The following is a 24,159-nucleotide window of genomic DNA, read 5'->3' on the forward strand; positions in this document are numbered from 1 at the left end:
GGGAGTCCAACCTCCAGCCAACATCAATTTCATGCGCTACACCATTATTCCCGTCACCGCCTACCAACAAAATTGCACCTTGCTGGTCTGCGGACAAACCAATAAAGCCGCGCTGGTCGATCCGGGCGGCGATCTGGATGTATTGTTAAAGGAAGTCAAAAAGCAAGGCGTGGAGCTGGAATCGATTCTGGTCACCCACGGCCATCTCGATCATGTTGGCGGCGTGGCGGAGTTGGCGGAAATACTCTCGTTGCCGATCATCGGCCCGCAAATTGAAGATAACTTCTGGATCGAGGCCTTGTCACAGCAATGCCGGATGTTCGGTTTTCCGGAATCGGTGAGTTTTACCCCACAGCGTTGGCTGAACGACGGCGATACGGTTAAGGTGGGTAATGAAGTGTTACTGGTGATCCATTGCCCCGGACACACACCTGGCCATGTGGTGTTTTTCAGCGAGGCACAGCGTCTGGCTCTGGTTGGCGATGTGTTGTTCAAAGGCTCGATAGGTCGTACCGATTTCCCAAAAGGCGACCATCAAACCCTCATCGATTCCATTGAGCAAAAACTTTGGCCCTTGGGTGAGGATGTTAAATTCATCCCCGGTCACGGGCCGATGTCGACGTTTGGTGCGGAAATGCGCAGCAATCCTTATGTCGGAGCCTACCGTTAACGGCCTCCTCAACAATCAAAAGGCATACGGAGCGTTCATCGTCACTACTAGCGCTCCAATTTGGTCAGGCTGACGAATTGTTGTGCCGAAGGCTGACTCACCAAATCGCTCAAAACCGCCTTGTCCAAAGTCTGTAAAAACTGCTCGACAGCGCCGCCTAACAATCCTATCAGCCCGCACCCTTTCTCCAGCGCACAACTACCCTGCTTTTTGGGATTAAAACATTCGGCCATCTGGAAGTGCCCCTCCACTTCCCTTACCACATTGCCGACACTGATCTCCCGCGCCGGCCGCGACAAACAAATGCCGCCCCCTTTGCCGCGTACCGTCAGCACAAAACCTTTTACGCCCAGTTTGTGTACCACCTTGACCAAGTGGTTTCTGGAGATGCCGAAAAAATCGGCTAATTCAGTAATTGTTACCCGTTTTTCAGTGTTGATAGCCAGATAAATCAGTACGCGCAGCGCGTAATCGGTATGTGCAGTCAATTGCATGTCGGTGAATTTGGTAAAAGCCGTATTTGAAATAAATGTTAATGACGCTTACACTTGCCGGAAAGTTGCATTTTAAACGCATGTTATAAAACTGTCCGGCGGTAAAATTTAATGTTGATCGAACCCGTTGCCCTATCCGATTTTTTCCTGAGCTTTTTCAGTGCGGCGTTGATCATCTTGCTGGCTACCGTGTATGCGGCGTTGTATGCCTGGTCCAAGATCAGCGGCCGCCGCAAATTCGAGCTCGCCGCCTGGTTAATCTACGTCGCATTGCTGATTTGCGTCGGGGTGTTCAGCTACGTCAATCATTTTAACGATTATTGGCTGCTGCTGTCCTTGTTAATGGTACTCGGCTACGGCTGGATGCCGCGTTTTATCTGGAAGCTGTGCGCCGCGACGCACGATGCAGATACACATCACTCTCATCAATCTGGAGATCATCATGACTGAGCAAAGTCCGCCCCGCTGGGCGTCGGAAACATTCTGGAAAAAAACCGCGATCTGGGTGACCGGCGGATCTTTTGTACTGCTGGTTATTTTAAGCTTCGATTCGATGAAACAAATCAGTGCCGGCGGTCCGCGCGTGCCGGCTTATAGCGTGATAAACAAAGACATAAGTTATCGCTTCGACAAAGCCAAGCAGCGCTACCAACCCACCATAGGCGAGGACGCACCGTTGTTCGGCAAAACCCTCAGCGAAGAAGACGCCGAAAAACTGATCGATCACGGCAAAAAAACCGTACAAGCCAAGAACTGCATGAACTGCCACACCCTGCTCGGCAACGGCGCCTACTATGCGCCGGACTTGACCAAAGCCTGGCTGGATCAAGGTTGGGGAGCCAAGGAATCGCGCGAACAAATGATGGTGAATTTCCTGCTGGACCCGGAAAAAAATGCCCGCACCTACGGCTCCAACCGCAAGATGCCCAATCTGGACATCACGCCACCCGAAGCGGAAGCCATCGTTGCTTTCCTGAAATGGATGTCGTCTATCGACACCAATGGCTTCCCGCATAATTTCATCGCGCTGGGCGAAGAGGAACAATAAATGACCTTACAAGCTTATCAAGAAAAAGCGGCGAACTGCTGGGCCGGTTGCAAGCAACGCCATACCAAACTCATGGCCAATCCCCATCTGAGCGGCGGCCAAAAACTGGCGGTACATTATTTTACCGTGGCGATGGTGTTGTTTATGGCGCAATTGCTGTTCGGCCTGTTGGCCGGTCTGCAATTCATCTTCCCCAGCTTTCTCTACGAAATCCTGGATTTCAACGTCAACCGCATGGTGCACATCAACGCCATGGTGGTATGGATGCTTTACGGTTTCCTCGGCTCGGTGTACTGGTTTCTGGAAGATGAAAGCGGCGTCGAAATCGTCGGCCTGAAATGGGGACAATTGGCGTTCTGGGTATTGACCGGCGCCGTCACCGTCGTGGTCTTGGTGTACTTGCTGATTCAAATCGGCAGCGGTACCGATACCTCACTCTGGTTGATCAACGAAGGCCGCGAATACATCGAAGCGCCGCGCTGGGCCGACATCGGCATCGTCGTGGTGGTATTGACCTTTTTCTACAACGTCGCCGCCACCTTTGCCAAGGGCAAATGGTCGGGCATCGCCGGCGTGTTGACTTTGGACCTGGTCGCGCTGGCCGGTTTGTATCTGGCCGGCATGTTTTACGTCACCAATATTTCCGTCGACCAATACTGGTGGTGGTGGGTGATCCATTTGTGGGTGGAAGCCACCTGGGAAGTATTGGTCGGCTGCATCATGGCCTGGAGCTTGATGAAATTGCTGGGCGTGCGTCGCAAAGTCGTGCAAACCTGGCTGTATATCGAAGTGGCCTTAATGTTCGGTTCCGGTATCTTGGGCTTGGGCCATCACTACTTCTGGATCGGCACACCTGAATACTGGTTCACCATCGGCGGCTTCTTTTCGGCGCTAGAACCCATCCCCTTGGTGGCGATGGTAGTACATTCCATCTACGACGCCGGCGCGCACCGCTTCAAAAACAGCAACCACCCTGCTTTGGCCTGGATCATAGCCCATGCTTTCGGTAACTTTCTCGGTGCGGGCGTTTGGGGCTTCATGCACACTCTGCCACAAATCAATCTGTATACTCATGGTACCCAATGGTCGGCTTCGCACGGCCATTTAGCTTTCTTCGGCGCTTATGCCACCATCAACATCGCCTTCTTCTATCTGGCGGCACAGCAAGCGCGCGGTAAGGTCTGGATGGGCGGCGAGCTTGCCAATGGCTGGCGCTGGAAAACCGCAGCGGTACTATTAAACCTGGGCGTGATGGGCATGACGGTGGCTTTATTGATCGCCGGCTACGAACAATCGTTTATCGAACGCGCGGTGGAAGGCTCAACTTGGGCCGGCTATTTTGCCGCACAAAATCATCCCTGGTTCATGCAAGCAATGGTCTGGCGCATGGTATTTGGTTTGATGACGGCGGCGGGCGGCGGTTTGTTGTTTTGGGATTTATTGGAAATCGGCAAGGGCGAGCAACGGCCCGCGGCAGTGATTGACAGCGAAGCAGTAGCCGAATAAACCAACGGTGTGCTTACCGCTTGGGCATCCACCGATTTTTCAAACGCTTAAGGCGAATACGCTGCCGTATTCGCCTTATAAAGGCTCTACCTCAAACCGGAGAACATTGCGAACAAGCGGTTGGCTTGGCAAATCTCTCACTAGCCTTCTTCGCCGCACTGACCACGTTGCTGATTGAACCCAGATAATAAATCGCCTCTTTAGCCGGCAGCAAAGAGCAGCTGGATTTATGAATCAGGTGGTCACCATTTTCCTGCGCGCTTATCTCAATAAAAAACTCTGCCATTGTCTATTCCTCTTGATATAGGTTTTATAAATACAGGTCGAACCGCGTGAATGATCGAACCTCTGTAGGCCATCGAACATTCGGCCTGAGCGATGTTATGAAAACGACATGAATAACAGTTAATTCAGGCCATTTTGCGGCTCAGCTAACTTACAGCAAGAAATAAACCAGAACCACCGGTAGATTAGCCCTGCTCATTCCGCGTTAAGCAACACCTTGTTTGGGCATTTGTTAAACAACACAAACCCGACAAATAATAAGCTCGCTTACCGTCAACGCCACTCAATCCTAGGTAATCCAAGCATCTGTCGATATTCGCTCACTCGCAGACTGACCCACCGCCTTTGCTATATTTCAGCTCTATCTAAGTGACTGATTGTTGCATTGAAAATTTCTTCTACAATTTCTACTCAGCTTTCACGTTATTAATATAGGGGGAATGCGTATGCTGAATCGTTTTTCGATAGCCGCCAAACTTCAACTGATGTCTTGGTTTGCGTCGCTACTGCTGGCCGGCCTGGCTTTACTTGGCTATCACGCCTTAGATTATGTCGGCGATGCAGCTCACCGCATGGGGAAAAGTAAAGACATCCTCGCCGACATTCTACCGCCCCCCTTATTTCTGGTTGAAGCTCAGTTGATGGCCGAGCAGCTATACCACGACAAAGATAAAGACCCTAAGTATGCGCGGTTAAAAGAATTGAAAATCGAGTACGACACCCGCAATCGCTATTGGGAGTCCGCACAGGAGATTCCAGCCCAACTAAAACAAGCCATATTGGGCACGCAACGCGAACAAGCCGATCAGTGGTGGAAAGAATTGGAGGGACGCTATATTCCAGCAATCAAGGAAGGTGACGTAAAAACAATGGACCTGGCTATGGAACGCCTGGATGAACAGTACGAACGGCATCGCGAAGCATTGGCAGAAACCGTCAAAATTTCCAACGGATATTCCAATGAGACCTTGGCAAACCTTAACCAAACCGTCGGTAGCACAACCTGGTATCTGGTTGGAGTGGCCTTGCTGGGGGCAATCGCATTCGTGATAATGGCCTACGTGATTATCCAACAAATCCGCTACAGCCTTGATCAAGCGGAAAAAGTCACGGGGGCTATCGCCGCCGGCGACCTGACGGTAGTGATCCCCGATGCAGGCGACGATGAAATCGGACAACTTCTCAGAAAGTTAGCGCAGATGCGCAAGAACTTACACAATCTAATCTCCGATATGCACAACGGCGTATTCCAGCTTAATCGATATTCGGCGGACCTGTTGGAGGCCGCCGCGCAAGAATCGATTATCGCCAATAACGGTTACGACGCAGCTTGCAGTATGGCGGCCACTATCGAACAACTATCGGTATCGCTCGAACAAGTCAACGGTAATGCGCTGGACGCCAAGCAGGTTGCATTCGAATCAGGACAGCGCGCGGAGTTATCCACCAAGGTAATTAGCTCCACCGCCATAGAGATGCAAAAAATTTCAGCCATTGTCGTGAATGCGGCTGACTACATTCGCAATCTGGAATCAATCAGCTCGGAAATAACCAGTATTGTCGACGTAATTCACGGTGTCGCCGAACAAACCAATCTGCTTGCTCTAAACGCCGCGATTGAGGCCGCCCGCGCCGGCGAGTACGGCCGAGGTTTTGCGGTGGTTGCAGACGAAGTCAGAACGCTTGCCGAACGCACCAGCACGTCCAGCGGTGAAATTAAATTGATGGTGGAAAAAATTCGTCAAGCCTCCAAAGCCGCTGTGCAGGCTATGGAAAGCGGGGTAACCGGCGTTGAATCCGGCGTAGCGCTGTCCAGCCAGGCTGGCCAATCGGTCAACGAAATTCTCGACGCCCAATACCGCGTGACTCTGTCGGTAGACGGGATTAGCGGCGCACTGGGCCAGCAATCGGCTGCTACACGCGATATGGCTAATCGGGTGGAACAGATCTCGCAAAATGCCAACTCGCTGGCTAAAACCGTAGAGAAAACCAAGCAGAGCGCAGAACAATTGGCACAACAGGCCGCTAGCCTCGATAAGTTGGCTGCACGCTTCAAATTATAAGCATTCAGCGCAGAATGCGGCTGCGTTACTTAGGCACAAACTTAACGATTTCCAGGCTTGGATCACCTGAGTTTACGGTAATGTCAGCACTCAAACCTTAAGCTGAATAATCTCACTTAGCCAATAATACCCGACCCAGAAGGCTGCCATTTTCGACAACCATCGCTGATTCAGCACCGCAACGCTCGATCAACCGCGTCAACTGCTGACCCAGCATTTCGTTCCGTTGCTGCTCGCTCAACAACACCTGCTTGATCTCCGCCATCACCGCCGCCAAGGCCTGCTGCAAACCTTTCTGTAAACCTTTCAATGCTGCTTTCTGCAAAGACGGCTGAATTTTTTTGTGCAGGAAAAACGGAATCAGCCAGCTCAAACCGATCAATAACACACTGTGAATTGCAAAATCGGCACCCAAGTAAGCAGTAGCATCGGCGGCGCTGTGGTAATAGCCGGAGAATACCTGATAACCGACGGCGCCCATCGCCGCCAGCGGTAAGACCGTTTCGCAAATCGCCGTCAATGTCAGCAGAAAACGCTGAGCACCGTTGCCGGGCTGCAATAAAGCCTGTCGACCGGCCAATTCGGTTTGAGCAGTCAGGTTTTTCTCGGTGTTATCGCGGATCCCTTGCAACGCAACTTTCAAGGGTTTGCTGGGGATGTTGGCTTGTGCGGCTTGCAGAACCAGTTCGTCCAGCAAATCGTTCAGACGGTTCTGCGCCCAGTCGTCCCACAGCTTGATGTCGGCTGGTTGGCCCAGGTTCTCCGCCCAGAATTGCGCGAGCTGTTTAATCGGCCAGGCCAAACCTTGCTGTAAGCCGGCTTCGGTATGCAGCCAAAGCGTCTCAAAATTTTGCTGACATTGCACATAATCTTGGCCAGATAAATCGTCAGCCAGTTGCTGCAAGGTCTGCTTTAAATGTTGGCGGCGCAATTGCTGGCTGCGCTGTTCCAGTTGCGCAACGCTATGCTGTCCGGACAGTTGCCGCAACTGCTCCAGCAACCCGGCAAACTCATCGCCGTCCGGTTCGCTGCAACTGGTGCGAAAAATCAAAGGATCGGTAAAACCGGCCTTACCCAGCTGCTGTTTAAAATCGTCGTATTGCACCGGCTGACCACGATCCCACTGATTCATCACAAACAGCCAGGCGTGTTTCGCGCCTTCCGCCAGCAGCAATTGCCAGGCTTTGTTGTCGCGGTAGCGTTCCGGACTGACTACATACAGTAAAACGTCAATATGCGGCAGCCACTCCAATACCAAACGCTTGTTGCCGAGTTCGACGCTGTCGAAATCCGGCATATCAATCCAGACGATATGGCTATTGGCCGCATCGTTGTGCTGGCTGATCTTGATGCTGTCCAGCGGCAAACCTGCCGGCAGTTTGTTAATCGCCAGGCTTTGGTGGTGATACAGAGTCACTTCCCGAGAGGTGGGCCGCTCGATGCCGGCCCGGGCAATCGCCTGCCCCGCCAAACGATTCAATAAGCTGCTTTTGCCGACGCCGGTACCACCCATGAACGCCACAATCAAAGGTCTGGTCTGCGGGTCGGTTTGACTCGCCGCAAATAGAGCTTCCGTACTGCGCGCATCTATTGTGGTCAATAATTGCGCCCGCTCCGCGCTCAATCGGCCTTCGGCTTGCGCGGCTGCAGCCCATTGCTGGGCTTGGGTCAGCAATTCAGAGTAATCGTAAGCCATGTTTCTTCTCTTTCAGCGCCTGCTCCGCGGCGTGGCATTGTTGTTCGGAGATATTAAAACGGGTGGGCGACAGCACGCCTTGCGGCAACAAATACAGCCGCTGTTTCAGGCAGGTCTCAAACAATGCCGTCTTCACGGTATTGAGCTGATGCTGCTTTAATTCGGCTTCGACCTTATGCATATAGCTACCGATGGCGCTTTCCGCCAACAAGGAAGTCATGGTCAGCATCAAGGGCGTGAGCACCAAATCGTGGACGCCGATGCCACCGGCCTGAATAGCCAGCAATAAGGCACCGGCATCGGTGGTAACCCGGGTGGCGCGCAGGCTATTCAGAATCATCGGCTGTTCTTGCAGCTTTACGTATAAACGTTGCGCCGAGGCTTCCACATCTTGTTGAAAATCGCTGTGATAGTCCATCACTGCTTGTCTGTAAATCTGTAATAAATCGCCGCGTTTTTGTCTCAGCGCCATCGCGGTTTCTTTCCACCAGCGACTATCGGCCGGCTCGGTTTCGGTCTTTTCCAGCAAGCGGTCGGCGATCTGGATCAAGAGATGTTCGCCCAACTGATTCAACACCCCGAGTTCCTGATTGGGATTGATGGGCGTGCCGCCGCCCCACGCGAATAATTTACGAAACGGCCAGGTCATGGCCCGCCGGGTCTTGCCTAGCGCTTTGGCGATGCCGGGGATTTCCAGCAAGGTGAGCAAATTTAATAAAGCGTTTTGGAAGGTTTCGTAATGATGCGGATGGTTGAGATAATCCCGCTGGTACTCCTTAACCGCTTGCGCCAACGCTTGATCGACCAGGGTTTGCCAATGATGCTGGGCATGGTGTTCGGCAAACACCGGTTCTAGCCAGTCCAGCCAATAGCGGCTGATTAATTGCTGCTGGCGAGCAACATGTTTGTGACGGGTGACTTTTTTCGCCAGTTCGTTAAAGGCATGCGAGGCCGATTGCGGCCAGTTCGGCACCGCCGGGGCTTTTTGGAATAACAAGGGCACCAGAGTAGGTAAAGGATCGTGACGGGTCTGTAGCCACTTTTGCCGCAACGAATCCAAAATCACCTGCTCGCTGCCCTCATTGAGTTTATTGATGCAAATCAGGGTTGGCTGCTGGAAAACCTCGATGGCTTTCATCATTTCCCACACCGATTGATCGGCGTATTTTTCTTTACTCACCACCAGAACCACGATGTCGGCCAGGGCAATCGTGCGGATCACGCCTTCCCGATAGTCCGCGGCGTCTATCGAATCGAAATCCGGCGTATCCCAGCAGACACAGGCAGGCAACAAAGCTGAAGCACCGGGGCTAGGACTAAGCGAATAGCAGTCGTATCGTCCAGGACGCAATTCAGTTTGCTCCAAACGCTGAAAGCGGCCGAAATAATGCTGCATCCCGTCGCAATCCTCAGGCGTCAGACTGTGGCAAAAACCCTGGGCCTGCACCGTGTAACCGGCCAGCGGGCTCACACCGGCGGCGCTGGCATTTAACAGCAGATTGACCACAGAACTTTTACCAGCCTGCGTCGGCCCGATGACGGCGATTTGCAGCGGAAAACCGGGATTGTTGTCAAGGAGCTCGCCTTTGCGAATAAAGGCTTCGCCGTGTAACAATTGTTCGATACGTTGCTGATAATCCAGGTACTGGGGATTTTTTTTATCCAGCTGCTGTAGCACAGTTTGGTAACGCTGTTTGAGAAGTTGGATAAATTCCAGCATGTGGTAAGCTTGTATTTTTAATTACCGAGTAATTTGGTTTGTTTGGTAACCCGCGTTGCAACCATTATAAATACAAAATTCGGGTTTGTTTATTTAGCCACTGGGGGGCTACATCATGAAAAAAGCGTCTACTGTTTTGGTTTTTTTAATCTGCGCATTTTTAGCCGGTTGCAATAAAAGCAACCAAATCAACGGCAGCAGTTTAAAAACGGTCAATCGATCAATCAGTCAAATCAAGGAAAAATTGCCGCTGGACCAACGCATTGAGTTTGAAGTGTCTTTCTGGACCTTACGCGATGAAATCCGCAATAACAAGGAGTTTTTGGACGCTATCGATGGCAAGACACCGGAACAATTGGTAGAAGCCGGTAAAGAACTGTTTGCCAAACGCAAAGCGGCCGGCAGCAAAGACTATGAGAAATACGACAACTGGGACCAAATGATTTCCCAATACTCGCAAGAACGTATCGACCAAAACCGCAAGAAAACCCCTGACCAACGTGACAAAAACCCACCGGCAAGAGTCGATTACAAAATGCACGCCATGTAAGTTACTTACGCACTGGGGCCGGCAGTTGTTTCTGTTCCACCAGAACCGCGACAAACTGACTGGCCTCGCTGATGGTTTTTTCCATCACCTCGATTAACCGCGAAATATCCACACCGATTTCCATAAACTCGTGCCGCAGTGCCGCGATGGCATGGGCATTCAAGTTGTGTTTTAAAAACAGCACCTGATCCTGAAACGCCGCCAATACCGGATGCATACGGGTTTCTGCGTTCTGCAAGGCTTTTAACAAGCGGGCATATTGCTGCCGGGATTTTTTAAGTTGCTGCTGACTGCGCGCCTTTAAAGCCCGGTTGCTGTATAGAGCCAGCTCGGCTTCCCATTCGTTGAACAACGCTTCGCTAATCTCTTCCACCGCTTGAATGCGCTGGCTGACTTGGTCGGCCTTGCCCTTGCACAGATCGTAGCGGCGTTTGAGTTGCTGATAGCGTTGTTCAAGCGAACTATCCTTCACATTAACGATGCTTTTGAATTTATCCAGTGCATCCACGAACTGATCGCGGCTGTCCTTCAAACTCTCGCAAGCCTGCCCGACCTGCATAACGACAATGTCGCGTTTTTGATGGCCCAGTAAGGATTCCCGGCTTTGATAATAAGCCTTGCGCAAACGCTTGTTCAGTATGGCTTTAATAAAATTAATCATGGTGGGACAGGAAGCGGTCTTTATTGATCACGGTTATTTTGTAGTGTGTCTGAGCGGTGAAGTGCGGGAAAGCAGCATCAAGGACGCCTTGTTGCTGTAAATCCTGCAAACTTGCTTGCCCAGAAACGTAGGCCGACTTAACGATGATTAGCTCATCGGCTTCGATAAAACCAGCCAACCAGGCCGCCAAACTATCCGAAGTAACGTCCCAACTGGCGGCGATATTGGCTTTATCCAATTGCTCGACTTGCGGCGACCAGATCACAACAGAATTGACTTGCGCTGCGCAACGTAATTTTGCCGCATCAGCGACGACAGCAAATTCGGGCATCAGGCTATTCATCAACCAGGCCATTTGCTGCATCGCCAGAATTGCCATCCGGTGCGCCGCCACATCATCAAAACCCCACTGACTTTGCGCGATGCGCACTTGCTCGGCAAACGGCCCGCCGCCGGGCACAATAACAATTGGGCCGGCGCGATTGGCGATTGCCGCCAGGCAAGCGGGCAAGGCGGCTGTTTCCAGCAAGCTGCCGCCCAGCTTGATTACACACGTCATACGCCAAACTGTTGGAGTAACTGCAATAAGGCGGCGGCCTTATCGAAGCATTCCTGGTATTCCTCGTCCAACTGTGAATCGTTGACGATGCCGCCGCCCGCCCAAAAACGTATCGTGCCGTGATTGTGCACCAAGGTGCGGATGGCGATATTGGTGTCCATATTGCCGTCGAAACCGATATACCCGATCGCCCCGCAATAAATGCCGCGCCGATGCGGTTCCAGTTCCTCGATGATTTCCATCGCCCGGATTTTCGGCGCGCCGGTAATCGAGCCGCCTGGAAAGCAACTGCGCAATAAATCGATGGCATGCTGGCCTTCCGCTAGCACCCCCGTCACGGTACTGACTAAGTGATGTACGGTGGTATAGCTTTCTACCGAGAATAAGCTCGGCACCCACACCGAACCTTTTTTGCAACTCTTGCCCAAATCATTGCGGAGTAGATCGACGATCATGACATTCTCGGCCCGGTCCTTGGTGCTGGACACCAAGTCTTCGATCTGTGCCTGATCGGCTTCCCAATCATTCCGGCGCGGTCGGGTACCTTTGATGGGTTTGGTTTCCACGGTGCCGTCGGTGACTTTTAAAAACCGCTCCGGCGACGAACTTAAGACCTGCACATCCGGAAAGTTCAGATAAGCGCTGAATGGCGCAGCGTTGATCTGCCGTAATATTTGATACGCTTGCCATGGCTGGCCTTGGCAAGGGCTTTCAAAGCGCTGGGTCAAATTGATTTGATAGCAATCACCCTCTTTCAAATAATGTTTGATGCGCTGAAAAGCCGCGGCGTAAGCCTGTTTGACCATATTGGCGCGCGGTGCTTGCAGCACTTTAAACGCTGTAGTCTCAGCCGGCGTAGAAATCACACTGAATTCGTTGATTAATCTTTGCTGCTCGCTTTCCGGCAAGTCGACACTGACCAACCAGCTTTGCCGATGCTGGTGATCGACAATCACCGCCCAGCGGTAAATGCCCACCGCCATCTCTGGCAGATTTTCCGAGTCGTCGGCCATCGCCGGTAAACGCTCGATGCGTCTGGCCAAATCATAAGCAAAATAACCAATGGCGCCGCCATTGAACGGCAAACCGTCAACGCTGGCTAAGGGCGCACCTAACTGTTGTTTCAACAACTCAAAAGGATCCTCGGTACTTTCGCTAATCACGCCATCGCGTTCGATAAACGTCATATCACCGCGTGTTTGCAGGGTTACGACTGGGGCATAGGCGATAATATCGAACCTATCCTGGTGGCTGTGCGGCTGCGCGCTATCCAGAAATACCGCCCAAGGCTGCTGCGCCCGCGGGGCAAATAATGCTGCACTGTCTTGAAAATAAGGCAGCGGTTGTTTGATGGGTTTGGCTAAAGGCATTAAGAAGTGCTGTTAAGCGGCCGGAATGTGCCGCAAGGACATGATTTGCAATATACCGATTTTACCCCAGCCGCAGGCTTTAACCAAACCCGCCGGCAAGATAAGCCACGGCGGCGGCCGGCGCACAGTCGCCAGCATTAATATCATTGGTTTTAGCGGTTAATGGTAGCAAATCGGTAAAGTCCAGATACTCCAAGCCCAAATCCGCAGCCATGTCCCGCGCCAGGAAGCGGCCAACACCGGCACCGACTAATTTAATCGCAGAGCCGGCTGCCGCCCTTTGCAATTGTCTGACACAAGACTGGCTGATTTTCTGTATTTGCTTGGTTTTGAGGTGCTCGGCAAATGCCAACCAGAGTGCGTGATCGCTCTCGCTGAATTCGTAACCGGTCAGCCGCGACAAGCGGCGGGCGCTAGCCAAAACCGACTTTTCCGCACCATCGGCGGTGTCGCTCTGATCGTGCGCTTCGTTCAAATCGCCGGTCAAACGATACACATCAGCCATCGTCGCGAAATACTCGGCCATCAAACCCATTGATTGGCCGTTGAATTCTGCATCCTGGGCAATCGCCATCACCGCCGTGCGGACAATGCCGGTATACACCAGCTCGCCGGAGACCAAGCGCTGATAATCCGTGAAGCCTTGCACCTTTAACCTGTGATTTTCGACCAACAAAATATCGGTCGTGGTGCTGCCTATATCCACAAATAAGACATTTGGCAAGCACTTGGCCACCCACATCAGACTAGCCAACCAGTTAGCGGAAGCGATGTCCATGCAATCGGAAGCTTGAATGTGCGCTGCGGGCAAAAAGCCGCGCAAGCCGGCAAATACCGATACCTGCTCGGCATTGAAATGCTCGCAAACTGCCTGAACAATGGCGTTGACACCTTGTTCGCGACTGGTAAAGCAATCCACCAGTTCACCTGTCATGGTCACGGCATGCCGGCAATCTTGTAAATCGAATTGGCCAGCCAAATCGGCCAAAGTGCCATGCAGATACTCTATCCCCTTCCATAATGGACAAGCCTGCTGAGCAAGGGCCTGGATATATCCGGACTGATCCAGCAACGCCAACTTGACGTGCGCACCCCCGATGTCCCAACCTGCAATCTGTTTGTTCATTTTGCCTTTTTAATTGATATGGATTTGAACTGTTTCATTTCTATACGGCTGTAACACCGGTTCGGCATGGCGCAGGCGCAAAACCTGTTCGGCCACGTTGATCCCGGTCGCTTGGCGGATGCCGACGTAAGAACTGGTCAGACGCGGATTAATTTCCAACACCAGCGGACCTAGTTTGGCGTTCTCGATAACATCGATACCTACGTAGCCCCACAATCCGGGCAGCGCGTCGGCTATTTCGATTACCAAATTTCGATAAAAGCTCAGCTTATCGGTTTGTAAATTCACTAAACAGCCTTGCAAACTAAATCGGCCTTGCTGCAAAGCAATTTGCTGGTGGTTATAGCAGATAAGCCAGGCTTGGCCATGCTTAAACAAACAAGACAAACTCGCAGCCTGTCCGTGAATATAAGGCTGTAACACATAGCGATACGGATCGGTTAATTCGGCAATAGCGGGCGGCACCTGCTCGGCATCGACTTGCAAACTATCAAGGCACCCGACGCCGTCCGCAATCTTGACGACAAGCTTATCCGCTAAACCGATACCCTCCTCCACTTCGCTAAGCAGATAAGTTGCCACCGCCGGAATATTCCGTTTCTTCAACGCTTGATAAGTTGAATACTTATTGGCGCATACGCTCAAGGCCGCCGGATTGGATAATAAGACTTCGACATTCGCGGCAAGAGCCAGCTCGGCCAAGCTCTGCAACATTCCGTCGCTTTCCGGTGCGATGGGCCAAAACAGATCAGCTTGTGTCAGTAAATCCCGCAACAATGCAAAGATGTCGCAAGCGGCGCTTACCGTCACAATTTCGCCTGGCAACAGCATATCCGGTCTGGCGCAGCGCTCATCCAAGGGCACACATAGCTGAAGATCGTCCAGACACTTCAGTTCGGCGATTAAAGCCTGTAACATCAAGCTGCCTTCCGTCGCCAGCGAAGCAGGCAATGCCTGCCCGACCAAACCGCCGCCGGTAATAAATTCAAATACCAGAACTCTCAATTCTAAAACTCGCTTGGCTTATGCAGATTATTCCCGTCATTGATTTGAAAGACGGCCTGGTGGTCCACGCTGCAGGCGGAGACCGCAGCCGTTATCAACCCGTGCATCTCACCTCGTCAATATGCGATAGCAGCCAAATAAACCAAGTCGTGTCGAGTTTATTAAAGCTGTATCCATTTCCAAAGTTTTATATCGCAGACTTAGACGCAATCACCGGCCAAGGTAACCACGACGAGGCTATCGACAACTTATTTAGCCAATATCCAAACAAGGAATTTTGGCTGGATAAGGGCAATAGCTACCAAGCACTTGCTGCAACGAATCGCGGAATAAACTGTAAGCCGGTCATCGGTACCGAGTCGCAACGACTACCCGTATCGTTAAAAAATACCGATCTCATCCTATCGCTGGATTTTAAATATAACCAAGTCTTGGGACATCCTGGGTGGCTGGAAAGTCCGGAACTGTGGCCGAAAACTAATGTGGTGATGACCTTGGATTTGGTCGGCAGCAATCAGGGTCCGGACTTTGCAAAACTCAGCCGACTTTGCCAGGATCATCCCGACAAACATTTTGTCGCGGCTGGCGGGGTTCGGGATGTGAACGATCTCATGCGCCTGAAAACTATCGGTATTGCTGCTGTGTTATTGGCTAGCGCCCTGCATAACGGCAGTATCGACGCCGCTACACTGGAAAAATTTTAGGCAAAAAAATACCCCGGCAAGCCGGGGTATCTTCGACAGCCTTTGAAACTAAAAACTTAAACGTTGTTAGTAGCAAATGGGTGTTTTGCACCAGATTTAGCAGCAACAACTTCTTTAGCAGTTGGAGTGCCGGCAACCGCGCGAGCGATAGCTTCTTTGGTGGCTTTGTAGTTGAATTCTTCAATTTTTGCATCGTCTTCAGCCAACCAGTGGATGAAAACACCAACAGAAATGAACAAATCGTCAGCTTCGTCAGCAGGGATAGTGCCGTCTTCAACGGAATCAGCAACAGCCATAGCAACAGCGCGTTGAGCTGGTCCAAACATTTGAACAGCTTGTTTTGCGCCTTTGATGGTTACTTTGTTGAACAGGATGGTTGCAGGTTTAACCAACAGGTTAGGAGCAACAACAGCCAACAGAGTAGAGAAACCGTCTTTGTTGTTTGTCAAAGCATTTGCGAAAGCAGTTTCAGCTGCTGAGCCGCGTGGGCCGATGATCAAATCGATGTGAGCAATTTCGTTGCCTTCACCAACCAAAGATTCGCCAACGCGCAAGTTATTGATTTTTGCCATTTTAAATTTATCCCCTAAAGATTAGATTGAACCAAAAAAATAGACACTTTCGTGTCTCAAGATTGTAGTTTCTGCTTAGTTCCCTCTATAACCCACCGGTTCCTTCACCGATAAGTTGTTCCAGAAGCACCACCAGTACTGTCGCTACAGTTATGTCAGCTGTTGTACCCGGATTGATCCTTTGTGCCTTAAAAGCTTTGTCCAGATCATACAATACTGGCAAAAGCTCTTCAGGCTCACCAGCTGTTTGCATCGCTCTCTCGAGTTTATGCATCTCAGCCTTGATCCACTCTGAATACCGCTCTCCATACTTCCGCTCAATATGACTATCGGGATATTGAGCCAGCATTGCGGTAAAAACCGCTAACGCCGCCCAAGCACAATCGCCAGACAAAACGAAAGCACGATTATATCTTAAAACGCCGAAATCAAAAACGTCTTTAAAAATTGTTGCGTATTGCAACGCAATTCGGTCCTTGTCAGCGGCAAAAACCATGGCCTCGGTCAGCGTCACATCCGCCGGTTTTTGTACGTCGTGCTGTGCAGATTCGCCCAAACCTGCCGGCGCAGCTAAGGTGACAGCCTTGAAAACCCAATCTGCATCCTCACGGGTCGTAATTTCCAGCAATAGCCGTAAACCATCGCGCAAGTTTTCGCCCTTTTTTAAACCGGCAACCACTTGCAACAATGGCGCGCAAAGCAAAATAATACCGAGATTGGTATTGCAAGCCACCGCCTCGCGGGTTGCCTTGACTGCGTAATAAATCTTTTCACCCAAACTATATTGCGGATTGGTAATCGGCTCGCTGCTAACCCGAGCGCTGACACGAAAATCGTCAACGGTCATATCGTCGGCAGCACTATAAACACTAACATTTCCAGGCTTGAACGCTTGCAACTCGATTTCGCAAGCTTGTAGGTAAGCGTCCATCAATTGCTGCCTGTTCAACATACTTTTTCTGGCAGGCAATATCGATCAAGTAAATCAGCAACCAAACATTCGGCGATGTTAATATCGCAAACACTTTGCAAGCCTTTCCAGGCCGGCACACTGTTCACTTCGATAATCCGGTAACCACCATCGGCGTCCTGAATTAGATCCACCCCGGCATAATCCATGTTTAGCACAACAACGGCGGCAATCGCCAATCCTGCTAAAGCCGGTTCCAGTTCGATACATTCACAAGACGCGCCTCTAGCCACATTATTCAGCCAGGAAATGCCGCGCCGCCGCATGGCTGCAACGGCCCTACCGTTAATCACAAACACCCGCACATCGGAATAGCCATCACCGGCGCATTCGACAAAGCGCTGCAAATAATAAATACCGTGACTACTGGTTAGCCAGAGCAAATCGGTAGATTTTTCGATACGCCGAATGCCCTCGCCTTGCGAACCGAACAATGGCTTGCTGATTAGGTAATAGCCGGCGCGCAACTGTTGCTCGGCAATCGCCAATGCGGCGTCGCGTTCCCGCAATACCCAAGTCATTGCGGTCGGCAAACCGCCATGTTGCAACAAAAAACTGGTCATGCCTTTATCGACGCTACGCTCGATAGCGCCGGCATCGTTATAAACCGGTATGCCCAGTATTTTTAAGCCGTGCAAAACATCCAGATAAAACACCACCTCTTCCAGCGAACCGCCGGGCACGCCGCGCACGAAAACCGCCGCCGGTAATTCTTGCTCAAAACCGGGAATAACAATCGGCAAATCCGAGACCGTTAACTGCAATTTGCAGGCAGTCAGCGAGACATATTCGGCGGCATAACCGCGCTCGGCAAAAGCCAAGCACAACTGCTTGCCGTGCCAACCCGGATCATCGGTAATTATTGCAATTCGGCGCAAGGGAATGTATGTCGAAAAAGTTAGCGACACAAGCTAACTGACCTTGCCCTGCAAGGCCTGTTAGCTGTCGAAGAGAGTTAGAGCGAATTAAGCGCCGAACGATAGATCGAGCAAGGCGTTGTCCAATTTACCGGCGCGGAAACTTTTGCCGGATTCGACGGCAGTGACAATCACGCTGGCCGGGCTGAACAACATCGCATCGACTTTGAAAAAGTCGTATTCGTAAGCTTTGAAAATATCGGCAAATGGTTTGCCGTAATCCTTGGACGTTGAACTTGGCAATTCCTTCGCCAGTTTCTCCGCCGCTTCGTCGCTGCCTTTGACGAACAAATGCACTTGGCCGGCGAACAAAATTGCATCATTGGTCCTACCCATCGCTTTGACGAAATTCGGATGCGGCGGGCAAATCGGCGCGCTACCGGAACCATCGACAATGTTTTCCAGCGGAAAGTGCAAAGCGTGTGCTTTATGCATTGCTACTTCCAATACCCGACCGACTACTTGCACACCGCCGGCCAAACTGCTGGTTGGCGTGACGATGATAGTCAAATTGGCCGGCGATACGCCGCAAGCCGCCGCGACTTTCTCGACGATTTCGATTGGCGGCAAGGCGTCGTTTTCTATGACCAGCGCGGTTTGCTCGGCACTATCACGATATTCCAGTTCTTTATAAAGCTCTTCCACCGGCTCTACTGCACCGTCTTTCAACTTAGTTGCCAGTGCCCGCGCGGGTCCGGAACCTAGGGCATAATATTTGCCGTGCGACAAACTCCAACCTGCATATTGGCTACCCAGGCAAGACAGCACCGGATTGCTGGCGTGTACATTAATGGTCAGCGGCCAATGGCTGGTGTATGGACTTTGCGAGATCGTCGCGGTACCCAAGCCGCCCATGCAGATTTCGGTGATAATTCGGCCAGCTTCCAGACCGCCCGGCACCTTAATACCCGCATCGATAATGGTGCAGCCGTTTTCCAGCTTTTCGATACCCAACCGTAATTTATCCGCGTTATCCAACAGTTGTTGAACCAAGGGCTGGGAAAATTTATTGACGCTTGCCTGGTATTGCATGATGTTTAAAGACCTGTTTCCAAAAGATTTGCAAGGATGCGTTGTTGGCGATGCAGATTATCCAGCACCTGCCCCGAATTTTTTCCGGTGGCAATAATACTGCATATCGGCTCGCCTGTGGCAACAATTGAGCCGGGATTCGGCCTATCCGCAGTCCATGACGGCCATATCAGCCGCTCGGGGATCATTACTGTTTTTTGCGCATAAACAATCTGATAAGCTCTCGGCTCCGCCGATAATTCGACACGATTATCCCGGCTGTTTTGACAAGCCTGTAGATGTTTCAAGAGCAGTGATTTACCGTAAAGCTGGGCACTAGCGGAAATCCGCGCATTGATTTCCAACAAGTAACATCTGCCGTCACACAGCATAAAATCCATGCTGTTTAAACCGCGCAATTCATAGGCATTGACAAGCTTATCCAACCAGTCGGCAATTTCAGTCTGAATCGACCTAGAAACCTTGGCATGACTTACAATCCCCGCAAACAGAAACGATTGCCCGCCCTCCGATTTTATCGTCCATTGCTCGTTAAAACCGATTAACTCAACCCCATCGTGACTCGCTGCAAACAACACAGACATCGAGCGGCCTTCGATATAACGCTGCCAATAGCCGTCAACAAACTCGTCATTATGACAGCGCCTAATCCCCAAGCCGCCCTCACCACGCCAAGGCTTTAACAACCAGTCAAAACCATACTCAGGCTTTGTAAACACCACCGGCGGATGCAGAATTGACAAGTAATCGAGTTGGGCAAAAAAATCACGCTTATCTTGGACCCGTTGAAAAATAGCCGCCGAGTTCCCGATAATGCGCCAATGCTTTTCCAGACAGCTCAAGGTTTCCGGGTAAGTTTCCAAACCACTGCCATATACCAATTCGGTCAAGCCATGAACCTCACGAACCGCAGCCAAAGTGACTTGAATATCATCCCAGGCCAATGACGGCACCTGATATGCCTGCTTTGCCATTTGCCGAGTATCGCTATCGGCGAAGCAATCGATAGCCACCACCTCGCATCCGGAATCGACACACATTTGCACCAACATCCTTGCCGATTTGGCAATCACTAACAAACACTTAGGCGTTAAGGGAGATGGCATTCAGCTGCGACAATGAACTGGATTAGCAAAAAACGCTGGATTTTAAAATATTTTCTGTAATAATACGCGGCTGTTGGAGAGCTGGCTGAGCGGTCGAAAGCGGCGGTCTTGAAAACCGTTGAAGGTTTATCCCTTCCTGGGGTTCGAATCCCTAGCTCTCCGCCATTTTTAGTGGTTAAGTTGTTGTTTTTAATTGGTTATTTATCATTTGATAATTTCCAGTCCACCACTTCAGCCCACCACATTTGTTTTTATTAAAACCCGCAGAATAGTCCATATTCTTCGGGTTTTTTTATGCCTACAATCTTCCAAGCCATGATTGACTACGGATGCAATAAACAAGTAATAGGTAGACAACAGTGAACACTTTAAACTTGATTGGATTGCCAACTTCCGTTAGGCCAAATAAATTGACGTCTTGTCCAGAACTTCCTTGAACTACCGCAATTCATGCACTTCATATTCCAGGACATATGCTAATCTCTCGCACATTATCGCAGATCAGATCTTCCCAATCACCACTGTACTTTTTTTAGCGTATTGTAACCAAGGGCACAGAGCCTTAGGCCGCAGGTTTGCATAAAGTCACATACGCTTCACTTCGCATACGAGTCCAACCAAGATCATTTTTAATAGAAGTAACCTACTGATTTTTTGCGAACCGCATAACAATGTGACTTAAGTTGCATTTTCAAAACATTTACCACCTAATCGCTGTATTAGCATGTCAATATCCTCAACACGCCATGCTGTAATCCGTGGCCCCAGCTTGATGGGTTTTGGATAACGACCATTTTTGACCCCAGCCCACCAAGCAGATTTGCTTACCGGTATAAGAGGTATGATTATCCAAGAACGCCGACCGTTTGGCCGCATACGACCAGCAAATTTCGATGAAGCCTGGATTATCGTCGAAGCCCTGAGAGACGGACTTGCTGAATTACCTTACTGTACGACCTGCCATACGCCCTATCTGATCATTCATGGTTGCAAATACCAGCAGGTCTGTCAGATGTGCGTGTTAAACCAAATCTCTAAAACCAGAATCAACACCTAGTAGTTGATCCTCGGAGTAAAGTTGTTGTGGCCGCATGGGTGTCGATTCATTGTCCAAGGAGACAATTTTATGCAGCAATTTTCATTTAGAGGATTATAATCCACCTATCCAATCTTCCTATGTAATCAGACTATGAAAACGGTCAATGTCAGCTGTCTAAAGAACAACCCCAGCGAAGCGTTGCGCATGGCTCACGAGGATATGGTCCTGGTTATGAATCGAAACGAACCGGACGCGGTGATGGTCGGCCTCAAAGCCGCCAAAATCATTGGAATGCCGGGCGTGCGTAAAGCCTTGGCAACGGCACTTTTCAAGGACGGTAACCTGTCCCTTGCCCGCTCCGCTAAACTGGCCGATATGCCGTTGGCAAACTTTATTGCGCACGTCTCGCGCCTGGGTATTTCCGTCATCGATCAAACGGCTGATGAAGTCAAGGATGATTTGGACACTCTGGACCAGTGGCTCAACCAAGCCTGATCGCGGATGACCAAAAAAGTAATTGTCGATGCCAGTCCATTGATCGGGCTGGCGTTGGTGGAGGGTTTAATCTGGCTGCCCCAGTTATTTGGCCAGGTTTTCGTGCCCGAATCGGTTAAACAAGAAGTGTTACCAGGCAAATCGGCACCGGGTAAACAAGCCCTAGCTCACGCATTCGATTCGGGTTGGCTAACGGTATGGCATGAATCCATCACACCTTGTTTAGACATTGATCTGGACGCTGGTGAAACGGATTGCATCAACATCGCGCTATCGTCACCCGAAAACTATTTGCTGATCATGGACGAACGTGCCGGCCGGGCTGTGGCCAAAGAATATCAACTACAGGTCGTCGGTACAGCCGCTGTCATTGGCCTAGCCAAAAAGCGAGGATTGATTTCGTCGGCTCGAGCAGCTTTTGAAGTCTTGCACCGTTCAGATTTTCGAATTTCGGCTACTGTGATCAACAAAATTCTGGCGAGTGTCGGCGAGTGATCCAGTCGTTATGCAGGCCATTTTTCTTTGCCCTAAAAAATGGCTTTGATTTAAAAACCGACTTGGAACGTTAGTTCATTCACGGTAGGATTGTCCAACCGCTTAAGCATGGAGAATACAATGTCTTCACTGTCATCACTCTCAGATCGGTTCAAACGGCCCAGCCAATCGATTCAAACTCGATCAAATCACTCAATGTTTAAGGGCCATCATACAACTGTCGATTGTCCCGAATGCCATCGAATCATGGTGCCGCGCGTCATTACCTATTACGGGCAACCAACAAAATCGATTTGTCCTTTTTGTGGCGAAACCTTCGCACGGTTTCCGAGCGGAGTTAGACAATTTTTACAGCGTTTTTCACAAAAGTCCGTTTCATTCGATGCTTTTAAACGAATAGCTTTGGTAACCGTTGGTTTTGGTTTGATATGGCTTCTTGCAACGATGGAAATATTGCCTAGCGAGATGGAAGCCCTTGGTATATTCGGTAGCATCATTTTCAGCGCTTTCGGCCTAGCTGAATTTTTTTATCAAACGATCGAATTCATTGCGAAACAGTTATCGCACAACAGTAGCTATTATTGGTTGGCTACAGCTTTGATCGCAAATCTGATTCTGTATGTTAGAGATGATCTCACCCGTTACGTTGTGATGGCTTCCTTTCTGATGATAGTTAGATGGATACTGGCCGGTTTTGCAGTCGCGAGAAGTCACTCTCATTGAAAGTTAATAATTTATGCGGCCTCGCGCCCGATTGTAATTCCCAATCTGGTCAATCAGATCCATGCGGCCTTGACCAGCTGCACTTTTAAGTAGCTTGGCGATATCATTACCTTCGACACTGCCTTCCTCTTCTATTAACTGGCTTCTTGCAATACCAAGGGTGCCGCCATATTCGCCAGCAACGGCAATTCCTGCAAACGCTTCAAACATGGCAGCTCGATAATAAGCCTGCTGACCTGGAGTCAACCTATCTGCAACTTCGTTTACTCTCTGATCTGCCCATACTTCCGAGGCGTCTTTAAAACCGGAATACGACTGGTTTGACGCATACTTTATCGAATCCCAAATACTCATCCCTTTTGCCTGACTCTGTTGTACAAACTCAGCAAACTCTCGGATATGTTGATTGCTAACGGAGCCCACAGCTTCCAGATTCTTCGCTGAGTTGTAAAGGCCACCACGGTGATCCTCAGCGAGGACACTTGGCTTGCACATCTTTATCCAGACGACATCAAGACTGTGGCGGACTATGTTCGATGTGCTTCGAATTTACGTGGAGCGATCGGGCCACATGTGACCGATTTACTTCGTATAGGTGTGTCCGTGGTATTGGATTTTCCAGCCAACACCGTCGCAAACCGAAAATGGATGAGATCTCTTATCGACAGAGTCGAATCGGAGCATGTGTTGCATTTTCTTGATGTATCGGACGACAAGTGCTTGACACGTTTACGTGCGAGAAACGCGTCTGGCTCTGGCGCTCACGCTTTTGTAGTGGCTGGTACCGGCAGCCGCCTGAATCCGCAGAAATACGGCGCAGCCTCCAGCGGCCGCCAAGACACCTTAACCCGTACTCAAGGTCGGATGACCGATTTGGATGTCCCCGCAGTCAAACGGCAGTCTGAACTGGAAGGCTGGGGCATGGGGCCGCAATAAGCAGCCTAAAACTACTGAACGGCGTCTTTCAGAGCTTTACCGGCTTTGAACGATGGCAGTTTGGCGGCGGCAATGGTAATGGCTTCGCCAGTTTGTGGATTGCGTCCAGCGCGTTCGGCACGTTCTTTCACTTCAAAGGTTCCAAAACCCACCAACGCTACTGAATCACTGGATTTCAGAGCAGCTTCAATGGATTTGATAATACCATCCAGTCCGCGGCCAGCATCGGCTTTGGTCAGGTTGGCGTGGCTGGCGATGGCGTCGATAAGGTCGGATTTATTCATGCACGTGCTTCCTATGGCGATAGCGTTGAAAAAATAGCTTGTTATTGTATTTACAGACAGAGTCGCGAATCATATCAAGTTCATGAGACATGTGCCGTGTAGGCTTTTATCTAGCTGTTTTACAACCAATGCA

At 50.5% G+C, this 24,159-nt stretch carries 29 protein-coding genes and 1 tRNA gene; 13 read left to right on the plus strand and 17 right to left on the minus strand.

What is annotated here, in order from left to right:
• Nucleotides 1-31 precede the first annotated feature (31 nt).
• Nucleotides 32-670, plus strand: a complete 639-nt coding sequence (locus JWZ98_RS13785; RefSeq protein WP_205450463.1) for an MBL fold metallo-hydrolase — start codon at nt 32-34, stop codon at nt 668-670.
• 47 nt (nt 671-717) lie between these two features.
• Here JWZ98_RS13785 and JWZ98_RS13790 read toward each other — a convergent pair whose 3' ends face one another.
• The gene (locus JWZ98_RS13790) at nt 718-1,164 is read right to left on the minus strand and encodes an Rrf2 family transcriptional regulator (protein WP_205450464.1); all 447 of its coding nucleotides are present in this window, start codon (nt 1,162-1,164) and stop codon (nt 718-720) included.
• Between the two features lie 111 nt (nt 1,165-1,275).
• Here JWZ98_RS13790 and JWZ98_RS13795 point away from each other — a divergent pair, with 111 nt between their 5' ends.
• From JWZ98_RS13795 to JWZ98_RS13805, 3 genes are read left to right on the plus strand one after another with little or no spacing between them, the layout of a single operon-like run.
• Complete coding sequence (locus JWZ98_RS13795) at nt 1,276-1,614, plus strand: hypothetical protein (RefSeq protein ID WP_205450465.1); 339 nt, start codon at nt 1,276-1,278, stop codon at nt 1,612-1,614.
• Complete coding sequence (locus JWZ98_RS13800; RefSeq protein ID WP_171695739.1) at nt 1,607-2,212, plus strand: cytochrome c; 606 nt, start codon at nt 1,607-1,609, stop codon at nt 2,210-2,212. Before JWZ98_RS13795 ends, JWZ98_RS13800 begins: the two co-directional genes overlap by 8 nt.
• Nucleotides 2,213-3,718, plus strand: coding sequence for a cbb3-type cytochrome c oxidase subunit I (locus JWZ98_RS13805; protein ID WP_205450466.1), 1,506 nt, complete (start codon nt 2,213-2,215; stop codon nt 3,716-3,718). It abuts the gene before it with no gap.
• A gap of 91 nt (nt 3,719-3,809) precedes the next feature.
• Here the strand turns inward: JWZ98_RS13805 and JWZ98_RS13810 are convergent, their stop codons facing one another.
• The gene (locus JWZ98_RS13810) at nt 3,810-4,004 is read right to left on the minus strand and encodes a hypothetical protein (RefSeq protein WP_033156621.1); all 195 of its coding nucleotides are present in this window, start codon (nt 4,002-4,004) and stop codon (nt 3,810-3,812) included.
• Nucleotides 4,005-4,449: 445 nt separating this feature from the next.
• Between JWZ98_RS13810 and JWZ98_RS13815 the strand changes: the two genes are divergently transcribed.
• Nucleotides 4,450-6,066 carry a methyl-accepting chemotaxis protein gene (locus tag JWZ98_RS13815; RefSeq protein WP_205450467.1) on the plus strand — a complete coding sequence of 539 codons (1,617 nt, stop codon included), beginning with the start codon at nt 4,450-4,452 and terminating at the stop codon, nt 6,064-6,066.
• A gap of 112 nt (nt 6,067-6,178) precedes the next feature.
• On the opposite strand, the gene JWZ98_RS13820 is transcribed toward JWZ98_RS13815, so the two are convergent.
• Both JWZ98_RS13820 and JWZ98_RS13825 read right to left on the minus strand, forming a co-directional pair.
• Nucleotides 6,179-7,762, minus strand: a complete 1,584-nt coding sequence (locus JWZ98_RS13820) for a GTPase domain-containing protein (RefSeq protein ID WP_205450468.1) — start codon at nt 7,760-7,762, stop codon at nt 6,179-6,181.
• Nucleotides 7,743-9,482, minus strand: a complete 1,740-nt coding sequence (locus tag JWZ98_RS13825) for a GTPase domain-containing protein (protein WP_205450469.1) — start codon at nt 9,480-9,482, stop codon at nt 7,743-7,745. Before JWZ98_RS13825 ends, JWZ98_RS13820 begins: the two co-directional genes overlap by 20 nt.
• A 115-nt stretch (nt 9,483-9,597) precedes the next feature.
• Here JWZ98_RS13825 and JWZ98_RS13830 point away from each other — a divergent pair, with 115 nt between their 5' ends.
• Nucleotides 9,598-10,032, plus strand: coding sequence for a DUF6694 family lipoprotein (locus JWZ98_RS13830; RefSeq protein WP_033158119.1), 435 nt, complete (start codon nt 9,598-9,600; stop codon nt 10,030-10,032).
• A gap of 1 nt (nt 10,033) precedes the next feature.
• On the opposite strand, the gene JWZ98_RS13835 is transcribed toward JWZ98_RS13830, so the two are convergent.
• The 5 genes from JWZ98_RS13835 to JWZ98_RS13855 all read right to left on the minus strand — a co-directional run bounded on the left by JWZ98_RS13835 (nt 10,034) and on the right by JWZ98_RS13855 (nt 14,753).
• A complete protein-coding gene (locus JWZ98_RS13835; RefSeq protein ID WP_205450470.1) occupies nt 10,034-10,693 on the minus strand; it encodes a DUF2959 domain-containing protein in 660 nt (219 codons plus the stop codon).
• Nucleotides 10,686-11,252 carry a uridylate kinase gene (locus JWZ98_RS13840; protein ID WP_205450471.1) on the minus strand — a complete coding sequence of 189 codons (567 nt, stop codon included), beginning with the start codon at nt 11,250-11,252 and terminating at the stop codon, nt 10,686-10,688. The genes JWZ98_RS13835 and JWZ98_RS13840 overlap by 8 nt, the downstream gene beginning before the upstream one ends.
• On the minus strand, nt 11,249-12,622 hold the full coding sequence (gene pabB / locus JWZ98_RS13845) for an aminodeoxychorismate synthase component I (RefSeq protein ID WP_205450472.1): 1,374 nt from the start codon (nt 12,620-12,622) through the stop codon (nt 11,249-11,251). The genes JWZ98_RS13840 and pabB overlap by 4 nt, the downstream gene beginning before the upstream one ends.
• Before the next feature lie 79 nt (nt 12,623-12,701).
• Nucleotides 12,702-13,748 carry a hydantoinase/oxoprolinase family protein gene (locus tag JWZ98_RS13850; RefSeq protein WP_205450473.1) on the minus strand — a complete coding sequence of 349 codons (1,047 nt, stop codon included), beginning with the start codon at nt 13,746-13,748 and terminating at the stop codon, nt 12,702-12,704.
• Between the two features lie 9 nt (nt 13,749-13,757).
• Complete coding sequence (locus tag JWZ98_RS13855) at nt 13,758-14,753, minus strand: ATP-grasp domain-containing protein (protein WP_205450474.1); 996 nt, start codon at nt 14,751-14,753, stop codon at nt 13,758-13,760.
• A gap of 20 nt (nt 14,754-14,773) precedes the next feature.
• Here JWZ98_RS13855 and JWZ98_RS13860 point away from each other — a divergent pair, with 20 nt between their 5' ends.
• A complete protein-coding gene (locus tag JWZ98_RS13860; RefSeq protein WP_205450475.1) occupies nt 14,774-15,457 on the plus strand; it encodes a HisA/HisF-related TIM barrel protein in 684 nt (227 codons plus the stop codon).
• Nucleotides 15,458-15,513: 56 nt separating this feature from the next.
• On the opposite strand, the gene fae is transcribed toward JWZ98_RS13860, so the two are convergent.
• From fae to JWZ98_RS13885, 5 genes are all read right to left on the minus strand, one after another.
• Complete coding sequence (fae, locus tag JWZ98_RS13865) at nt 15,514-16,029, minus strand: formaldehyde-activating enzyme (RefSeq protein WP_033158126.1); 516 nt, start codon at nt 16,027-16,029, stop codon at nt 15,514-15,516.
• An 85-nt stretch (nt 16,030-16,114) separates the two neighbouring features.
• Nucleotides 16,115-16,981, minus strand: coding sequence for a triphosphoribosyl-dephospho-CoA synthase (locus JWZ98_RS13870; RefSeq protein ID WP_205450476.1), 867 nt, complete (start codon nt 16,979-16,981; stop codon nt 16,115-16,117).
• Complete coding sequence (locus tag JWZ98_RS13875) at nt 16,975-17,877, minus strand: RimK family alpha-L-glutamate ligase (RefSeq protein WP_205450477.1); 903 nt, start codon at nt 17,875-17,877, stop codon at nt 16,975-16,977. Before JWZ98_RS13875 ends, JWZ98_RS13870 begins: the two co-directional genes overlap by 7 nt.
• An 87-nt stretch (nt 17,878-17,964) precedes the next feature.
• Nucleotides 17,965-18,948 carry a methenyltetrahydromethanopterin cyclohydrolase gene (mch, locus tag JWZ98_RS13880; RefSeq protein ID WP_033158129.1) on the minus strand — a complete coding sequence of 328 codons (984 nt, stop codon included), beginning with the start codon at nt 18,946-18,948 and terminating at the stop codon, nt 17,965-17,967.
• Nucleotides 18,949-18,953: 5 nt separating this feature from the next.
• On the minus strand, nt 18,954-20,054 hold the full coding sequence (locus JWZ98_RS13885; RefSeq protein ID WP_205450478.1) for an ATP-grasp domain-containing protein: 1,101 nt from the start codon (nt 20,052-20,054) through the stop codon (nt 18,954-18,956).
• Nucleotides 20,055-20,129: 75 nt separating this feature from the next.
• Between JWZ98_RS13885 and JWZ98_RS13890 the strand changes: the two genes are divergently transcribed.
• A tRNA-Ser gene (locus JWZ98_RS13890) sits at nt 20,130-20,219 on the plus strand.
• A gap of 513 nt (nt 20,220-20,732) precedes the next feature.
• On the opposite strand, the gene JWZ98_RS23430 is transcribed toward JWZ98_RS13890, so the two are convergent.
• A complete protein-coding gene (locus tag JWZ98_RS23430) occupies nt 20,733-20,930 on the minus strand; it encodes an AlpA family phage regulatory protein (RefSeq protein ID WP_205450479.1) in 198 nt (65 codons plus the stop codon).
• Between JWZ98_RS23430 and JWZ98_RS13900 the strand changes: the two genes are divergently transcribed.
• The 4 genes from JWZ98_RS13900 to JWZ98_RS13915 all read left to right on the plus strand — a co-directional run bounded on the left by JWZ98_RS13900 (nt 20,896) and on the right by JWZ98_RS13915 (nt 22,806).
• Nucleotides 20,896-21,111: a hypothetical protein gene (locus JWZ98_RS13900; RefSeq protein WP_205454525.1), complete on the plus strand. Its 216-nt coding sequence runs from the start codon at nt 20,896-20,898 to the stop codon at nt 21,109-21,111. The genes JWZ98_RS23430 and JWZ98_RS13900 overlap by 35 nt on opposite strands.
• A 132-nt stretch (nt 21,112-21,243) precedes the next feature.
• A complete protein-coding gene (locus JWZ98_RS13905) occupies nt 21,244-21,588 on the plus strand; it encodes a UPF0175 family protein (protein WP_205450480.1) in 345 nt (114 codons plus the stop codon).
• Between the two features lie 6 nt (nt 21,589-21,594).
• Complete coding sequence (locus JWZ98_RS13910) at nt 21,595-22,083, plus strand: DUF3368 domain-containing protein (RefSeq protein ID WP_205450481.1); 489 nt, start codon at nt 21,595-21,597, stop codon at nt 22,081-22,083.
• Nucleotides 22,084-22,203: 120 nt separating this feature from the next.
• Complete coding sequence (locus JWZ98_RS13915; RefSeq protein WP_205450482.1) at nt 22,204-22,806, plus strand: hypothetical protein; 603 nt, start codon at nt 22,204-22,206, stop codon at nt 22,804-22,806.
• 3 nt (nt 22,807-22,809) lie between these two features.
• On the opposite strand, the gene JWZ98_RS13920 is transcribed toward JWZ98_RS13915, so the two are convergent.
• Nucleotides 22,810-23,301: a hypothetical protein gene (locus tag JWZ98_RS13920; RefSeq protein WP_205450483.1), complete on the minus strand. Its 492-nt coding sequence runs from the start codon at nt 23,299-23,301 to the stop codon at nt 22,810-22,812.
• On the opposite strand from JWZ98_RS13920, the gene JWZ98_RS13925 reads away from it, so the two are divergent.
• On the plus strand, nt 23,269-23,742 hold the full coding sequence (locus JWZ98_RS13925) for an AAA family ATPase (RefSeq protein WP_240347994.1): 474 nt from the start codon (nt 23,269-23,271) through the stop codon (nt 23,740-23,742). The two genes, JWZ98_RS13920 and JWZ98_RS13925, sit on opposite strands and share 33 nt — an antisense overlap.
• An 11-nt stretch (nt 23,743-23,753) precedes the next feature.
• Here the strand turns inward: JWZ98_RS13925 and JWZ98_RS13930 are convergent, their stop codons facing one another.
• Nucleotides 23,754-24,026: an HU family DNA-binding protein gene (locus tag JWZ98_RS13930; protein WP_205450484.1), complete on the minus strand. Its 273-nt coding sequence runs from the start codon at nt 24,024-24,026 to the stop codon at nt 23,754-23,756.
• Between the last annotated feature and the right edge of the window lie 133 nt (nt 24,027-24,159).

Source organism: Methylomonas sp. EFPC1 (genome assembly GCF_016925515.1).
Lineage (GTDB): Bacteria > Pseudomonadota > Gammaproteobacteria > Methylococcales > Methylomonadaceae > Methylomonas > Methylomonas defluvii.

Coding starts and splice junctions, on each gene's coding strand:
- JWZ98_RS13785 (WP_205450463.1), top strand. CDS start 32: ATGCGCTACACCATTATTCCCGTCACCGCCTACCAACAAAATTGCACC.
- JWZ98_RS13790 (WP_205450464.1), bottom strand. CDS start 1,164: ATGCAATTGACTGCACATACCGATTACGCGCTGCGCGTACTGATTTAT.
- JWZ98_RS13795 (WP_205450465.1), top strand. CDS start 1,276: ATGTTGATCGAACCCGTTGCCCTATCCGATTTTTTCCTGAGCTTTTTC.
- JWZ98_RS13800 (WP_171695739.1), top strand. CDS start 1,607: ATGACTGAGCAAAGTCCGCCCCGCTGGGCGTCGGAAACATTCTGGAAA.
- JWZ98_RS13805 (WP_205450466.1), top strand. CDS start 2,213: ATGACCTTACAAGCTTATCAAGAAAAAGCGGCGAACTGCTGGGCCGGT.
- JWZ98_RS13810 (WP_033156621.1), bottom strand. CDS start 4,004: ATGGCAGAGTTTTTTATTGAGATAAGCGCGCAGGAAAATGGTGACCAC.
- JWZ98_RS13815 (WP_205450467.1), top strand. CDS start 4,450: ATGCTGAATCGTTTTTCGATAGCCGCCAAACTTCAACTGATGTCTTGG.
- JWZ98_RS13820 (WP_205450468.1), bottom strand. CDS start 7,762: ATGGCTTACGATTACTCTGAATTGCTGACCCAAGCCCAGCAATGGGCT.
- JWZ98_RS13825 (WP_205450469.1), bottom strand. CDS start 9,482: ATGCTGGAATTTATCCAACTTCTCAAACAGCGTTACCAAACTGTGCTA.
- JWZ98_RS13830 (WP_033158119.1), top strand. CDS start 9,598: ATGAAAAAAGCGTCTACTGTTTTGGTTTTTTTAATCTGCGCATTTTTA.
- JWZ98_RS13835 (WP_205450470.1), bottom strand. CDS start 10,693: ATGATTAATTTTATTAAAGCCATACTGAACAAGCGTTTGCGCAAGGCT.
- JWZ98_RS13840 (WP_205450471.1), bottom strand. CDS start 11,252: ATGACGTGTGTAATCAAGCTGGGCGGCAGCTTGCTGGAAACAGCCGCC.
- pabB (WP_205450472.1), bottom strand. CDS start 12,622: ATGCCTTTAGCCAAACCCATCAAACAACCGCTGCCTTATTTTCAAGAC.
- JWZ98_RS13850 (WP_205450473.1), bottom strand. CDS start 13,748: ATGAACAAACAGATTGCAGGTTGGGACATCGGGGGTGCGCACGTCAAG.
- JWZ98_RS13860 (WP_205450475.1), top strand. CDS start 14,774: ATGCAGATTATTCCCGTCATTGATTTGAAAGACGGCCTGGTGGTCCAC.
- fae (WP_033158126.1), bottom strand. CDS start 16,029: ATGGCAAAAATCAATAACTTGCGCGTTGGCGAATCTTTGGTTGGTGAA.
- JWZ98_RS13870 (WP_205450476.1), bottom strand. CDS start 16,981: ATGTTGAACAGGCAGCAATTGATGGACGCTTACCTACAAGCTTGCGAA.
- mch (WP_033158129.1), bottom strand. CDS start 18,948: ATGCAATACCAGGCAAGCGTCAATAAATTTTCCCAGCCCTTGGTTCAA.
- JWZ98_RS13885 (WP_205450478.1), bottom strand. CDS start 20,054: ATGCCATCTCCCTTAACGCCTAAGTGTTTGTTAGTGATTGCCAAATCG.
- JWZ98_RS13900 (WP_205454525.1), top strand. CDS start 20,896: ATGATTATCCAAGAACGCCGACCGTTTGGCCGCATACGACCAGCAAAT.
- JWZ98_RS23430 (WP_205450479.1), bottom strand. CDS start 20,930: ATGCGGCCAAACGGTCGGCGTTCTTGGATAATCATACCTCTTATACCG.
- JWZ98_RS13905 (WP_205450480.1), top strand. CDS start 21,244: ATGAAAACGGTCAATGTCAGCTGTCTAAAGAACAACCCCAGCGAAGCG.
- JWZ98_RS13910 (WP_205450481.1), top strand. CDS start 21,595: ATGACCAAAAAAGTAATTGTCGATGCCAGTCCATTGATCGGGCTGGCG.
- JWZ98_RS13915 (WP_205450482.1), top strand. CDS start 22,204: ATGTCTTCACTGTCATCACTCTCAGATCGGTTCAAACGGCCCAGCCAA.
- JWZ98_RS13920 (WP_205450483.1), bottom strand. CDS start 23,301: ATGTGCAAGCCAAGTGTCCTCGCTGAGGATCACCGTGGTGGCCTTTAC.
- JWZ98_RS13930 (WP_205450484.1), bottom strand. CDS start 24,026: ATGAATAAATCCGACCTTATCGACGCCATCGCCAGCCACGCCAACCTG.